A 15,554-nucleotide genomic window follows, 5' to 3' on the forward strand; every position below is an offset into this window, starting at 1 on the left:
CTTTTGTAAACCAGCACCTTTTAAATCACTAAATATCGTATAAACAACCGATTCATTTATACCTACACCAGTAAAGTAATTTGAACCTATAAAAAGAGAAGTCGACACGATAAAAATTAAATATAGAAAAACTATGAAAATTTTTTCTTTTAATGCTGGCTTAATATATCTACGAAAATAAAAAATCGCACACAGAAAGAAAAAAAAGGAAAGAGACAATTTAATCATCATAAATCTCAGGTCTAATATAAAATTAAAGATATTTAAACAAAATGAGCAAAGAAGCATTATATACTAAATCAGAAGAAAGTTAACCATATTCGAAAACAAATAGCCCGCCCTTTGATTTAGCACATTTCTGCAGTGATGTAGATGTAAACAAAATTAATAACGGGTTAAGAGGCTTACATATAATAAGTAATTCAACATTTTCATGGACAAAGTTATAAAAATGATTACATTATGTTAAGATTACGTAAATCTCAAACTGAAAACCACGCGAATGGCGGTACAATGAACAGGATACAATCAATACATTATCTGCGCGGAATTGCAGCCTTGTTAGTTGTTGCTTATCATAATAGGTCATTTTCATATGAACATTACACAGGGGAGAACTGGACTGAAGTTTTATTTCAGGGTGGGGCATTTGGTGTTGATCTTTTTTTTCTTATCAGCGGATTTATAATTGCTTATTCAACAAGGAGGGCCGAACATTCACATTTAAGTGACTATGTATTACGACGTTTTTTTAGAATATATCCTGTTTTTTGGCTGGTACTCATAGCATATATTTTATCTGAAAATTCATTTACTTTTTGGAACATTATTCGTTCTGCTTTCCTACTCCATAATAATTACAGTGGCAATCCGCCTTTTTTTGAATATAATATACTCTATCCTGCCTGGTCTATGACTTATGAGATTTACTTTTATATCATATTTGCAATTTCCATGAAGCTCTCTCATAAATACAGAGTAATGACAACTCCTTTAATTTTGGTTTTTATGACATTGATATTGCAACTTTTTTATAATAGCAGCTTTTCTATTTACGAAAATGTGCAACTACATGGTGCAATCGAAAAAGGATTAGGTTTTTTAAACTTCATTGCGTCACCCTTAATGTTCAATTTTATAGCGGGAATGGCCATATACACTATCCATGACAAAATGCATTTAATTAAAGCAAAGGGATTACTTTCTTTTGTATTTATAAATGTATTTTTATGCATGTATCTTTATAACTATCATTATAAACATGGCATCTACGGTTTTGGTCTCTGGGCAATATTTCTTATTACCGGATCGCTTTTGTATGAGGCCAGATACCAACTTACAAACTTTGCCCCCTTAATAATATTAGGTGATATATCCTATTCTCTTTATTTAGTTCACCCCTTAGTAATGCACCTGATGGCAGCAAACCACGAATCCATCCCAATGTATGAGAAAAATTCGCCAGCTAAATTCCTAATGATAGTATCTACATCATTAGTGGCTGCATATCTTTTACACCATTTTGTGGAACTTCCTGCCATAAAACTAGGTAAAAATGTTATTAATTACTTTCACAAAAGAAATAAATTATTAACTGCTAAATAAGGTAATAAAAAATAAATACAATTCATTAAAATGGGCACCAAGATTGGTGCCCATTACTTTGTTTACAGAGTTCAGATGTTAATGGCCGTTTAGTCTAACCACTCAGTGTGGAACACACCGTCTTTATCGATACGCTTGTAGGTATGCGCACCGAAGTAGTCACGCTGCGCCTGAATCAGGTTGGCAGGCAGCACTTCTGAACGGTAACTGTCGTAGTAAGCAATTGCCGCAGAGAAGGTTGGCGTTGGGATACCGTTCTGAATCGCGTAAGAAACAACATCACGCAGCGCCTGCTGATACTGATCGGCGATATCTTTGAAGTACGGCGCCAGCAGCAGGTTAGCGATGCTTGCATCTTCAGCATAGGCATCAGTAATTTTCTGCAGGAATTGGGCACGGATGATGCAGCCAGCACGGAAAATCTTGGCGATTTCACCGTAGTGCAGATCCCAGTTGTTCTCTTCTGAAGCCGCACGCAGCTGTGAGAAGCCCTGCGCATAAGAGACGATTTTACCGAGGTAGAGTGCGCGACGCACTTTCTCGATAAACTCTGCTTTATCACCGGTAAAGGCTTGAGCCTGCGGACCGCTCAGGACTTTGGAAGCCGCAACGCGCTGCGTTTTCAGCGAGGAGAGGTAACGGGCAAACACTGATTCAGTGATCAGTGACAGTGGCTCGCCCAGATCCAGTGAACTCTGGCTGGTCCATTTACCGGTACCTTTGTTCGCTGCTTCATCCAGAATCACATCAACCAGATAGTTACCTTCTTCATCTTTCTTAGTGAAGATATCTTTGGTGATATCGATCAGGTAGCTGCTCAGCTCGCCGTTGTTCCACTCGGTGAAGGTTTCCGCCAGCTCTTCGTTGTTCAGACCCAGTGCACCTTTAAGCAACGCGTAAGCTTCTGCAATCAGCTGCATGTCACCGTATTCGATGCCGTTGTGCACCATTTTCACATAGTGACCCGCGCCGTCCGGACCGATGTAAGCCACACAGGCTTCGCCATCTTCTGCACGTGCCGCAATCTTATCCAGAATTGGAGCAACCAGCTCATAGGCTTCTTTCTGGCCGCCAGGCATGATAGATGGACCTTTCAGTGCGCCCTCTTCACCGCCGGATACGCCGGTACCGATGAAGTTAAAGCCCTGGTCTGACAGCTCTTTGTTACGACGAATGGTGTCTTTATAGAAGGTGTTACCGCCATCGATCAGAATGTCGCCTTTATCAAGATGCGGCGTCAGTGAGGCGATAGTTTTGTCGGTCGCTTCACCTGCCTGAACCATCAGCAGGATACGACGTGGTTTTTCCAGCGATTCGACAAACTCTTCAACGGTGTAAAAAGGAGCAAGCTTCTTGCCCTGGTTCTCCGCGATGACTTCATCCGTCTTTTCGCGTGAACGGTTAAAGATAGAAACAGTGTAACCGCGGCTCTCAATGTTAAGAGCCAAGTTGCGGCCCATCACTGCCATACCTACAACGCCGATCTGTTGCTTGGACATTTTTTACTCCTGTCTGAAGGTCACTTCACAATGCGTCATCGCATGTGAACAAAAGTGCCAATTATGTTAACTCAGTATAATAAGAGATTGATAGTTATTGATGCTATAGGGTTATGCAAGCGCAGAAACATTGCTATATCAAAGAGTTGTATAAATCCACATACGAAGAAACCATTTTATCACCGGTAAACAGTTCGAGATAACGTTGGTAAGCATGCTCTCCATAAATCTTTGCTTGTGCAGGATTATTCCAGAGGGACTCCATTGCCATACACAGTGCTGAAGGATCAGAGGGAGGTACTACAATCCCTGTTTCGTTGTGGATATTAATCCATGACGTGCCAGTTCCGATTTCACTTGAAATAAGGGGTTTACTAAACATAGCCCCTTCAAGCAAAGAAATACCGAAAGCTTCGGATCTTAGATGAGAAGGAAATACCATAGCGAAGCAAAGATCAAGTAGCGCAATTTTGTCGGCATCCTCAAGTGCACCTAAAAAAAAGACGTTTTTTAAACCCAATTTTTCTGCCTGGACCTGAAGTTCACGTTCAATAGGTCCCGAGCCAACGATGACAACTGGATAGTTATTTCCAGCATTAGCTTCCAATAATATATGCAAACCTTTATAGTAACGTAACGTGCCTATAAATAAGAAGAAACGCTCAGGTAATTTTTCCCGCCAGGCTTGTAGAGCATCGTTAGACGGTAATACATAACCAGCTTGATCTATGCCAATAGGAATGACCCTCACCTTCTCAGCGTATTTTTTTAGCACTGGGCTTGTAGCAACATAGTTAGGTGAGGTCGCGACAATAGTATTTACTGAAGACATGAACTTATGCATTAAGGGACTATATAATCTAAGCAATTTCTTTTGTCTGACTATGTCTGAATGATAACTTACTACAGTCGGTTTATTTACCTTGCAAAGGAAATGCACCATATCCATATAAGGCCATGGGAAATGATAGTGAATAACATCTGCTTCTCTAGCGAGTTTTTTGAAAACCCGCATTGCGTTTAAAGAAAAAGGACTTGAAGCAACTGAAAAATCCGCTTGTATTCTATGACACTTATGAGAGGCGACTATAGCATCCATACAAGTTTCGTGCTGAGTTAAGGATAATACTGTAGATTCAACGTCATATTTAGCCGATCCTTCAGCCAATTGGAAAATTACTTGTTCAATACCACCAAATGAATCTGGATAATACGTCTTATAAAAATGAAGTACTTTTATCATAGCATTTCTAATTTAGTGTAAACGTTCACCGTTTGCCGTGCGCATTTTTCCCAGTCAAAATTTTTCGCATGTATAAGTCCTTTCTCAATGGCTAAATATCGGTGTTCATCAGAGCTAAGTGCGGTTTCCAATTGCATGGCAATGCAATTAACGTCTTTAGGATCGTGATAAAACGATGATTTACCTGCTACTTCTGGCAAAGACGAGGTAGCAGAACATACTACCGGAACTCCTGACTGCAATGCTTCAAGCACCGGTAATCCAAAGCCTTCATACTCACTTGGAAAACAAAAGACTCGTGCTCCACTGAAAAGAAATGGTATATCAGAACGTGGAACATAACCTAAATATACCAGCCACCCAGCACGAGCAGCCTTATCGATTTTTTTCAAAATCTCTTCATTCTTCCATCCTTTAAAACCGCTAATTACTAAGGGATATGCATTACGCAGTTGGGCAGGAAGTTTTTGATACGCATCAATCAAAGATATAATGTTTTTGCGTGGTTCTAAGGTACCTACAAAAAGTGTGTATTGTTGGTGTTCTAGATGATACTTTTTCAGCACCGGTGAAGTTTGCTCCTCACTTCGTTGTTGAAAATGTTCGGACGCTGCCAGATGTGTTGTTTGTATTTTTTCAAGCGGGTAATTAAAATACTGATTGAGTTCCTGCCGAATGAAATCCGAAACTGTTATAATATAATCACTTCGCTTAAGCGCCTTCAGGATTTCCTGCCGGGTATATCTACTTCTTTTAGCCTCAAAATAATCAGGGAATTTAAAAGGGCTAAGATCATGAAAGGTAGCGACTTTTTTACCAGCATGTGCAGGAAGAAAAAAATTCGGGCCGTGGTAAATATAGTCATTATACTTAACCAATGCCTTTTTTTTTATAATTGGAGACAATGATTGATAGACTTTGATTGCCACAGAACTGTTTTTTAACACACTTTTTAAATTATGTGTGATGCTAGCGGTGGCATTCTCATCGGGAATTTTCTCTAACACTAATCTACCGTCAAAAAAGCGAAAATTTTCGATACAATTAAGCCGTTCTATGCCCTTAGCTAACTCATATGTATATCGACCTATGCCTGTTAGCGGATATTTTATTGGCTCAACAGAAAGAATTACCTTCATAATTTCCTCAAGTCCCTATAATTGGTCATTTTATTGGCACTCATCTTTGATAGTCAGATTTCTTACCAATCCTGAACAGAGATTATCAAGCCTGAGGCCAATTGACTGGTAGTCATGCTGTGCGCGCCACGCGTCAGCTGCAGCTTTAACTTTTAGTGAATTTTCACTATTACTCGCGATGTCTTTAAGCGTTTCCATGATATTTTTTGCAATAATATCAGCGGTAAACCCTTCAAATTTAAAAACAGCATCCCCTAAATCATCAAAAATTGGTATCGGTGTAACTATTACTGGTTTTGCAGTAGCCATGCCGTACCTTACTGCACCGCTGGCAGACTCACCTGTATTTTGATAGGCAAATAACAGCAAATCAGCGTCAGAAAGCAATCTTAGACTATGCTCATCAGCCAGAAAATCATTATGGAATTCAACTAAATCTGAAAGCCTTTGTTCAATAACGAACTCTTTCAAAGCATTAACCAGGTCATGAGATTCAGCTACAGGAAACTCAGCATTAACCAGTCTAATTTTCACCGGAGTATTATTGTCACGCAAGATTTTAATCGCTTGCACGATTTCCATCAATCCTTTATGGGGCAAGCAGAATCCATAGCTTGCGATCAAAGGTATTCCCTCTGTCACATGAGACTTAGTCTGAGCTGTGTCATTACTAAGAACTCCATGTGGGAAAAGGGTAACGTTATCTTCCAGGCCTAATTCTTTCAACCGGTTCAAATCGGCGAACGAATGAACCAGTAACCTGTCACAAACTCTTAAAGCATCCAATATATGTAAAAGCTTGAAATTTTCTACAGGGCTCTTATCAGGATCAACAGTAGAATGCAACGTCATTATAACAATTACATTTTTTTCTTTTAATTCCAGAATGAAAGCTGATAGTTCTGAATGATTAAAGAACCCATAATTAAACTGAATAATTACAGTATTTAACTGTGCTTGCTCAATATGCTTAACAATAACGTTTAAGTTATTTTCTTCTTTCCCTATACGCCATGTCCGAATACTTTTATCATTTTGTTTATCAATAGTTTCCTGTCCGTTTGGTGAAAAGATCATGGAATACTGACCAGGCATGTTATTAACCAAATGCTGAGAATAGGTAGCAATCCCGCATTTTGTATTCCATGTAGTAATCCAACCAATTTTTGCTTGCTGATTGCATTCCCAGAAGTTAGCCTGTAGTGCTTTAAGCGAAGCAATAGAACGTTTTGCTACAGAAGACCAGCTAAAATTAGAAAGAATACGGCTACGTCCTTTTTCGGCCATTTGACGGCGGTCTTCAAGCGGAGTGTCAAAAGCACACTTCATTTTCAGAGCCAGGTCATCAATACTCACATCAACCCATGCAGAAGAATAAAGAGAAAAATGTGTTTTAGCGTGCGCGTAAGTATAATCTACTAACCAACTATTTGTTGCATCGCAGAAATCTTTCTGACCACTCCAGTTAGTGACTATTGCAGGCAAGCCACTCAGCATCGCTTCAGCAATGGGTAATCCAAATCCTTCAGCACAACTGGGGGCGACCAGCACGTCACATTGTTCATAAATACTTTTTAAAAGCGACTCATCAAGATCTTCTTCAATTATTATTACGTGCGGGAAATTCGCATTATCTTTTTTCAAAGCATCTAGTTTTTGCTTAATGGTATTATGTGGGTTATGGAAAGTTTTAATTATTAAGGTAACATCATCGCTATGCTTGAATGCTTTTCCGTATGCTTGCAGCATCGCATCTGCACCTTTGCGCGGAAAGCAGGATGAAACATGTAAGAAACGGAAAGAATTTACCTTCCCAAGATCATAATGAATTGAATTAATACTCTCCCAATGATCACATCCATTACCCGTTACGAACGCAGGTAGACGCAATCCATTATCAAGCAGTATTTTTTTTACGTGATGTGACGTGCATAAAACAGCATCGAGTTCATTATTAAAGCTTTGAATCCATTCAAGTGGATAACCTGTTTCTTCCCAAGCATAGCAATGAAGGAGTTTAACATTTGCATTCAACCCAGTAACACGTGGTGGATAAATATTCCTGGACTGAATTGAGGATTTTTTTGTTAGTGATTGCTGTGCTTTTCTATTCCAAGTTAATAAATCAGCGTTGCTACTTTTATGCATAAAAGTAGCATCAGGCTCATAATCTCCAGGACCTTCTGTGGAATGTAACAATACATCGGTATCTTCATCATTTAATGCCCGGGCAAATTGCCTATTAACTAAGGCAAGACTATAAGAAGAATCAAAAGGACCATCTATACGCCATTCAAGCCGCTTTTCTAAAGCCTGCATAATTTCGGCTAACTTCATGTTCCTATCTAATGCTTCAGCAACTTTCATAAGATCTTGCTGAGATGGTCTGACTTTGGTATCTATTTTTTTTAATTTTTCAATTATAGTTAACGGCTCATCCTCATCATCATGTGTTTCATCTAAACTTAAACTCTCTATAGAACGTGAAAATTCGTTAAGAGCTTTTTGAGCTGTGAGGTCCCATGAGAATTTAGCCGACTGACTTATAGCATGTGATTTTAATTTTTCCCGGAACTCTTCATCGACAATGACTTCAATAATTTTATTTTTTATTGCCTCTACCGAAAATGGATCAAATAGCGCTTTTTCCAGCCCTATAACTTCAGGAATACTAGTTACATTTGAGCCTATAGTTGCAGCCCCACATTTCATAGCCTCTAAAATAGGCAGGCCAAAACCTTCATGTTCAGAGGCAAAAACGAATAAGAAACAATGACGATAAAAAAGTATTAGTTCGTCATCACTAACGTAACCTGTCAATATAACATCTTTCTTAGTAAGGCCTGCATTTTTAATTATGTTGGTTAGATAGATGCGATCTCCATCATTCAACTTGCTTACAATGACAAGCTGTTTGTTATATCGTAAATCGCTATTAATCTGAGAGAAAGCAAGTATTAACCTTTCAAAATTCTTACGCTTATCAAAACCTCCTGGCGCATAAAGAATAATATCTTTGGTAATGGAAAATTTATTCTTTATATAATTGAAATCGATATCTTTTATATTTTTATCATGCCATTCTTCTTCTGTTGCTGATGATATTGATGCAATATGAGCCTGAGTATCAGCAAGATGTATTTTAGCTTCTTTAGCAGTATAATCTGAGTTGGTAAGAATAACATCTGCTTTTTTAAGGTTATCGATTTTATTTAAATAATAAGAACGAAACCTTTGATCTTGTAAATATGTCTTTTCATTTACAAGTGGAATCAAATCATGATGAAGGACAAAAACTTTAGTTTTGCTCCTCAGCGATTTTATAGTAATTATTGCATCATCAATATGCCCTTCAAAAAGGCTTGTGATAAAAACGATATCTGCAGAAAAGGAACGAATCATCTCTTCACGAATAAGGCTTGCAGCGGCCCTACGCCATTCATTCCCTCCATCGCAAGCTTTTAAAGGCGCAGGAAGCTTACAAACTATAATTTTTTCTTCAGGAATAAGCCCTAACAATGCCTCTTTGATTTCAGGAATTGTATCAATAAAATTTGCGTTCAGTAACACAAAAAACTCATGTGTTTTATTATTGCGCAGAATAGCCTTAGTTATGGATAAAGAGTAACGCCCAATACCACGGTATTTACTTTCAGTTTGCGCACCCTGCAGATCAATAATAATTCTCATCATTTAATCCCTTTATCACTTTCAACTTCTGCATCATGGAGATCTTCAAATATTTTCTTCGCGCGATTAGACATATTGTTATAATGCGTTATAGGCTTTGAAAAGAAGTGTTCAGGTAAATTCCCATCTGACAAAAACATACTTTTCGAATAAAGCTTACGTACCAAATCATATACCCCTACTTTACGCATTACATTCAGGGCAGTACCTTTTGCATTAGGATATTTGCCGGAAAGCACTAATAAGCGATTAAATAATTTTCGCAACAATGCTTTGATTAAATATTTCACCCCCTTCTTTCGCGTCAAATTGGCCCTTTTTATCAGGTCGGTACTACGACGCAAGGGAGAGGTTAACCGCCATGAATTACTTTTGTATACTAGCGATAAACGGTCTTCGAGGTTTTGATTATGTCTAATCAAATCATTATTTATACCCTCGATTTTTTCGTAAATCTTTAATAAAGAATTCAACTGATCCTGTAAAGACTCGAAATTTTCAGCATTCAAATGCTCAATATTTTCAATTTTTTCAACTAATGCGTAATCATATCTATCAGCTAACTCGTCTAATGTAACACCTATTTTTTTTACATAGAATTCATTAAAAACTGAAAATAAATCCTGCGGTCCTTTTTTTTGTGCCACTATGCTATAGTCTGGGCTTACACCTTTCAAAACATCTGTTAAAGTGATTTTCCCCGCCTCATCTTTTACATTTGGACTCTCTTGAAGCCTGACAACTCGGGTCCTGTGGAAACCATAATAATCCGGTAAAAATTTGAGCAAATCTGGTGGGAGCGGGTTTTGATGTGTAGGGTCCATATAGAATGAACAACTACCAACACTGATGTTTTCCGGGTTGGGTGTTTCTAGTATTAATAACCCGCCAGGCTTCAATGCGCGATGTGCTTCTATTACTAATGTATGAACCAGGTCAAAAGGTAGGTGTTCAACAATATGAAAACCAGTTACAGCAGTTAAACTATCATCTGCCTGCTTTTTAAGGAATTCAATACAATCTTCGAGTTCAACGGTTAACCCATCTTTACGCGCTTCAGCAAGCATCCCGTCATTCAGATCAACACCAATAGCCTGAATATCATTATCGCGCAATAGTTTTAGCCATTCTCCTCGACCACAACCTACATCAATAACGAAAGATTCAGGGTAAAATAAATCTAAAGCCCTTATTAATGGCAAATATACAGTTAATCTTTGACGTATATCTTCAGTTTTTCCACGGTGCTTATCTTCAAATTCACGGTAAAAATTATTACTCACTCTTTAATCTCCAGTGTAGGTGGCATCCAGGATACACCTATAAATGGTTGCTTGCTGGGATTTATTACAGTAAATACCAGCGCCAAATCACGCCATTCATAATTTCTCGCCACATGCGTATCCGAGGAATGTAATGCCACCGCGATTGAATACGAGCCCACCCCCAAATTTGCTGGAAATTCAAAGTTATATTCTAATATCTTACCCGCCGGAAGGTTATTTAATACTCTTTTCAAATGATGTGTATTGGTACCAAAAACGGGTTGTCCTAAGCGATCTTTAATAGCATACCCCACAACTAATTCTTCAATCGGTTGTTCAATCTCAATTGCAACCTTTAAAGTGATAAGCTGTCCTACCTGAACATTTTCTATCGACTCTGACTCAGCATTAAATATGCCAAGACGACTTATACGAGCTTCTCCTGTTCCTGAAAGAGTAGCTTTTTTTCCATCAGCATTACTTACTTTTATAGATTTTTTTTCTTTATCTGCAAGTAAAGCATTATAGTAGTCCATTACGGATTCAGGTTCTCCTTCCATTGCTACCTCACCTTTGCTTAGAAGGATTGCCCGGTCGCATATACTCTGAATAGCCTGCTTGTCATGTGAAACTAACAGTAGCGTTGTACCCTTACGTCTAAACTCACGTATACGCTCGAAGCTTTTATGTTGAAAATAGGCGTCTCCTACTGAAAGAGCCTCATCAATAATTAATATATCTGGTCTGATAGCGGTAGCAACGCTGAAAGCCAGGCGAACCTGCATTCCACTTGAATAAACACGTACCGGCTGGTCAATGTAATCGCCTATTTCGGCAAATGATTCAATTTCTGGCATCAACGCATTGAGCTGCTCAATTGTATAACCTAGCAGCTGTCCTGACATATACACATTCTGGCGACCAGTAAAATCGCTGTGGAATCCCATCCCCAACTCAAGCATAGCAGCAACACGGCCTGAAATATCTATCGTTCCTGTAGTCGCTCTGGCAGTCCCGGTAATCAATTTTAGTAAAGTACTTTTCCCGGCACCATTCACTCCGATAATGCCTACTGCCTCTCCTTCATTAATTTTGAAATTAATGTTTTTCAAAATCCATTTTTGTTTATGCCTTCTTTTAATCATCGGCACGAGCCATTCAATTAATCTATCTGTTTTCTTCTGATAAATTTTGTATGCTTTACTTACACCAGTTACATATATATGAGTCATCAGAGTTCATCCACCATTTCAGCCGCATGCCTTCTGAACAAAATAAAACCGTAAAGACAAAAAACTATTGCCAGACCGAATACAGGAATTAATGAAATCCAATCCGGTATTTTATGGTAAGCAAAAATACCCTGATAAGCCTGCATAATCCTGGCTAATGGATTGTACATAAGAATTTTGTGTGCCCATTGAGGTAGAGAATTTAGGACATAAACAATAGGTGTAAACCAAAACCAGAATTGTAACAATACGCCAACAAATTGCCCCACATCACGAAAAAAAACATTCATCACGCCAAAAATCATTCCAAGCCCGGCAGCAAATGCGATCTGAATTAAAACAACCGGAATCATGGAAAATATTAGCCATCCGGGAAAATTCCCAGTAAAAATCAAGAATATTATAAATAGCGAGAAGATTATCAAAAAATTTAGTACTGCCGAAGCGATAACAATTATCGGCAAACATATTTTAGGGAAACTGATTTTCTTTATCAGGTTTGCATTATTAATAAAAACACCCTGACTTTTGTCAAGAATCTCAGTAAACAGTCCCCAGGTTAATACTCCGGAGCAAAGATAAATACTATAAGCAAAGGAGCCAGTATTATCTGGCATCCTTGCTTTCATGACCTGAGAAAAAACCAATGTGTAAACTAAAATCATAGCCAAGGGTTGAAGCACTAGCCATAAGGCACCTAGCATGCTTGTTTGATAACGAGACTGAAAGTCCCGCTTAATACTGCTAATAATAAAACCGCGGTAATGATAGATAGCTTTTAACATATTAGGCACATCCAGCATTATCAAGAAAGGCTAAAACCTCGTTGGTCTTATCGGTCATAAGCTCTATTTTTTCAGAGCTTTCGACGTTTAATCTTATTAATGGCTCTGTATTAGAAGTTCTGATATTGAAACGCCAGCTTTCAAATTCCATGCTTAGGCCATCTGTTTTATCTGTGCACAATGCCTTCTCTGTATATTTTTTTTCAATTGCGTCAATTATAAATGCAGCATTCTTAATCTTTCTATTTATTTCTCCGGATGCTGGATATAAAGACATACGTTTTTCAATCAGCAGTTGTAAGCTTTTTCCTTCTGTCTGGATTAATTCCGCTACTAACAACCATGGGATCATGCCGCTATCACAATAGGCAAAGTCTCGGAAATAGTGGTGCGCACTCATCTCGCCGCCATAGACCGCATCTTCTTCACGCATGCGCTCTTTGATAAAAGCGTGGCCGGTTTTGGACATCACCGGAATGCCACCCGCTTTGGTAACCACATCAATAGTGTTCCAGGTCAGACGTGGATCATGGATAATTTTTGCGCCAGGCTCTTTCTTAAGAAACGCTTCGGCTAACAGGCCAACGATGTAATAGCCTTCGATAAAGTCTGCATTCTCATCAAACAGGAAGCAACGGTCAAAGTCTCCGTCGAAAGCAATCCCCATATCGGCCTGATGCTCACGTACTGCATCAGAGGTATCTTTACGGCACTCTGGCAGCAGTGGATTAGGAATACCGTTCGGGAAAGTTGCGTCGGCCTGATGATGCACCTTAATAATGCTCACCGGCGCATTCGCCTGCTGGAAGCGTTTTTCAATCTCATCTATTACGTGGCCAGCAGCACCATTACCAGAGTTAATCACCAGCTTCATTGGTTTAGTGAAGTTGTTCAGGTCGATATAGCCCATCAGATGATCGACATAGGCATTCAGGACTGAAATCTGCTTGTAGCTACCGCGTTTGCTCTCGTCAACCGAAGCAAAGTCGTTGGCTTCAGCCAGTCGCTGGACATCACGTAGTCCGGTATCTCCGCTGATTGGACGCGCACCTTCCCGCACTAACTTCATGCCGTTATAGTTCATTGGGTTGTGGCTGGCGGTGACTTCAATACCGCCATCAATCCCTAAATGAAAAGTCGCGAAGTAGATCTCTTCCGTTCCGCTCATACCGATATCCAGCACATCGGTACCCGCATCCCTGAGTCCATTTGCCAGCGCCAGCTTGAGTGATTCGCTGGTCTGACGAACATCACCGCCGACCACTATGGTCTTTGGTCGGATAAATTCACCATAGGCCCGGCCAATGCGGTAAGCGATGTCTTCATTGAGTTCAGTGCCCAACTCACCACGAATGTCATAAGCTTTAAAACAGGTCAGTGCTGCCATGATCTTGTCTGTCCTTACTAACTTGCAAACTGTTGTTTAATCAAAATGAGGTCGTCATCGCCAAGATAAGAACCCGACTGGATCTCCAACAGCTCTAATGGAATTTTGCCTGGGTTTTCTAAGGTATGCGGATGACCAATAGGGATAAAGGTTGACTGGTTCTCGGTTAGCAGCAGGGTTTTATCCTGAATAGTCACCTTCGCAGTACCTGACAGGATGACCCAGTGCTCAGTGCGGTGATAGTGCATCTGCAACTCAAAGGCTTCACCTGGTTTTACCGTGATGCGGTTGACATTAAATCGACCGGTGTTCACCACCAGATCACAACGTCCCCATGGCCAGTAGGTTTCACGGTGGCGACGGTATTCGCTGCGGCATTCGACCTTCAGGAATTCGACAACACGTTTCACATCCTGAACCTGATCTTTACGTGCAACCAGTACTGCATCCTTGGTGTTAACAATCACCAGGTTTTCTACCCCGATTGCCGCAACCAGCTGGTCTTCACTGTTGATGTAGCAGTTTTTGGTGTTGTGCAGGAAGGTATCGCCTTTAAGCGAATTGCCGTAAGAATCTTTATCATTCACTTCCCACAGCGCCGACCAGGAACCGACGTCACTCCATCCCGCTGCAAGTGGAACCACCACAGCAGCATCGGTTTGTTCCATTACCGCATAATCAACCGATTCGTCCGGACAGGCGATGAAATCGTCTTTATCAATACTGATAAAGTCATTGCCTTCCTTTACGTTAGCCATTGCACGGCGGCAGGCTTCGAGGATATCCGGGCGGAATTTTTCCAGTTCCTGCAGGTAACGTTTTGCGCGGAACATAAACATGCCGCTGTTCCAGTAGTACTGACCGGATTCGAGGTACTCTTCAGCGGTGCTCTGGTTCGGTTTTTCAACAAAGCGCTGGACCTGATAAGGGCCGTTCTCAGCGCCTGGCAATGCTTCACCCCGCTGGATGTAGCCATATCCGGTTTCCGGACCGGTCGGCACAATACCGAAGGTGACCAGCTTGCCCTGTTTGGCGTGCGCGGTCGCTACCTTAATAGCCTGATGGAATGCAGCTCGATCTTCAATGACGTGATCGGCAGCCAGTACCAACAACACCGGATCATCGCCCTGCTCTACTGCATTGAGTGCGGCTAGCGCAATGGCTGGCGCGGTGTTACGCCCGACCGGCTCAAGAATAATGTTATGGGATAGCTTGTTAATTTGTCGCAACTGCTCGGCGACCAGAAAACGGTGCTCTTCGTTGCAGATCACCATCGGTGCGCGAGCTTCAACGCCCGTCAGACGGTTAACTGTCTCCTGCAGCATAGAATGCTCGCCGTGCAGACAGATGAACTGTTTAGGATAAAGTTCGCGGGAAAGGGGCCATAAGCGGCTGCCGGTTCCTCCGGCCATGATTACGGGAAGTAACATTCCACATCCTCTAACAAATTTAAGCATGCTATTGCATATAAAGCGGGTCAATTTTTATTCATTATGAATAATCAGCCACGCTACCGCCCTTGGCTTGCAGCAACCAATATGCTGTGTGATGGGATTCTTGCCATCACAGGTTAGCTTGTCGATGCGCTGATGATATTTTATTCAATCGCATACGGGTTCTGAGACCACCGCAAATAGTACAATTTGTGCGGCAAAAATAATATGCCTATTCTTTCATTGTGCCAGGCAAAACTTAAGTTCGACTAAACA

The 15,554-nt window shown here is 40.3% G+C and carries 10 protein-coding genes; 1 reads left to right on the forward strand and 9 read right to left on the reverse strand.

What is annotated here, in order from left to right; genetic code table 11:
* The first annotated feature begins 462 nt into the window (after positions 1-462).
* Positions 463-1,605, forward strand: a complete 1,143-nt coding sequence (locus FHW04_RS17055; protein ID WP_094106144.1) for an acyltransferase family protein — start codon at positions 463-465, stop codon at positions 1,603-1,605.
* Positions 1,606-1,694: 89 nt separating this feature from the next.
* Here FHW04_RS17055 and gndA read toward each other — a convergent pair whose 3' ends face one another.
* The 9 genes from gndA to FHW04_RS17100 form a co-directional block, all read right to left on the reverse strand.
* Positions 1,695-3,104 carry an NADP-dependent phosphogluconate dehydrogenase gene (gene gndA, locus FHW04_RS17060; protein ID WP_046288219.1) on the reverse strand — a complete coding sequence of 470 codons (1,410 nt, stop codon included), beginning with the start codon at positions 3,102-3,104 and terminating at the stop codon, positions 1,695-1,697.
* A gap of 133 nt (positions 3,105-3,237) precedes the next feature.
* Positions 3,238-4,347, reverse strand: coding sequence for a glycosyltransferase family 4 protein (locus FHW04_RS17065; protein WP_084227853.1), 1,110 nt, complete (start codon positions 4,345-4,347; stop codon positions 3,238-3,240).
* Positions 4,344-5,486, reverse strand: coding sequence for a glycosyltransferase family 4 protein (locus FHW04_RS17070; RefSeq protein ID WP_069728952.1), 1,143 nt, complete (start codon positions 5,484-5,486; stop codon positions 4,344-4,346). The genes FHW04_RS17065 and FHW04_RS17070 overlap by 4 nt, the downstream gene beginning before the upstream one ends.
* 30 nt (positions 5,487-5,516) lie before the next feature.
* Positions 5,517-9,179, reverse strand: a complete 3,663-nt coding sequence (locus tag FHW04_RS17075; protein ID WP_227021890.1) for a glycosyltransferase — start codon at positions 9,177-9,179, stop codon at positions 5,517-5,519.
* On the reverse strand, positions 9,176-10,459 hold the full coding sequence (locus tag FHW04_RS17080) for a class I SAM-dependent methyltransferase (protein WP_094106145.1): 1,284 nt from the start codon (positions 10,457-10,459) through the stop codon (positions 9,176-9,178). Before FHW04_RS17080 ends, FHW04_RS17075 begins: the two co-directional genes overlap by 4 nt.
* Entirely contained in the window at positions 10,456-11,673 is a 1,218-nt protein-coding gene (locus FHW04_RS17085) for an ABC transporter ATP-binding protein (RefSeq protein WP_089561741.1), read from the reverse strand. Before FHW04_RS17085 ends, FHW04_RS17080 begins: the two co-directional genes overlap by 4 nt.
* On the reverse strand, positions 11,673-12,458 hold the full coding sequence (locus tag FHW04_RS17090) for an ABC transporter permease (protein ID WP_069728956.1): 786 nt from the start codon (positions 12,456-12,458) through the stop codon (positions 11,673-11,675). The genes FHW04_RS17085 and FHW04_RS17090 overlap by 1 nt, the downstream gene beginning before the upstream one ends.
* Position 12,459: 1 nt before the next feature.
* Complete coding sequence (gene cpsG, locus FHW04_RS17095; protein ID WP_069728957.1) at positions 12,460-13,845, reverse strand: phosphomannomutase CpsG; 1,386 nt, start codon at positions 13,843-13,845, stop codon at positions 12,460-12,462.
* A 17-nt stretch (positions 13,846-13,862) separates the two neighbouring features.
* Positions 13,863-15,275, reverse strand: coding sequence for a mannose-1-phosphate guanylyltransferase/mannose-6-phosphate isomerase (locus tag FHW04_RS17100; protein ID WP_089561740.1), 1,413 nt, complete (start codon positions 15,273-15,275; stop codon positions 13,863-13,865).
* Positions 15,276-15,554 lie beyond the last annotated feature (279 nt).

It is taken from the genome of Pantoea sp. AN62, from assembly GCF_050432985.1.
Classification (GTDB): Bacteria; Pseudomonadota; Gammaproteobacteria; order Enterobacterales; family Enterobacteriaceae; genus Pantoea; species Pantoea brenneri.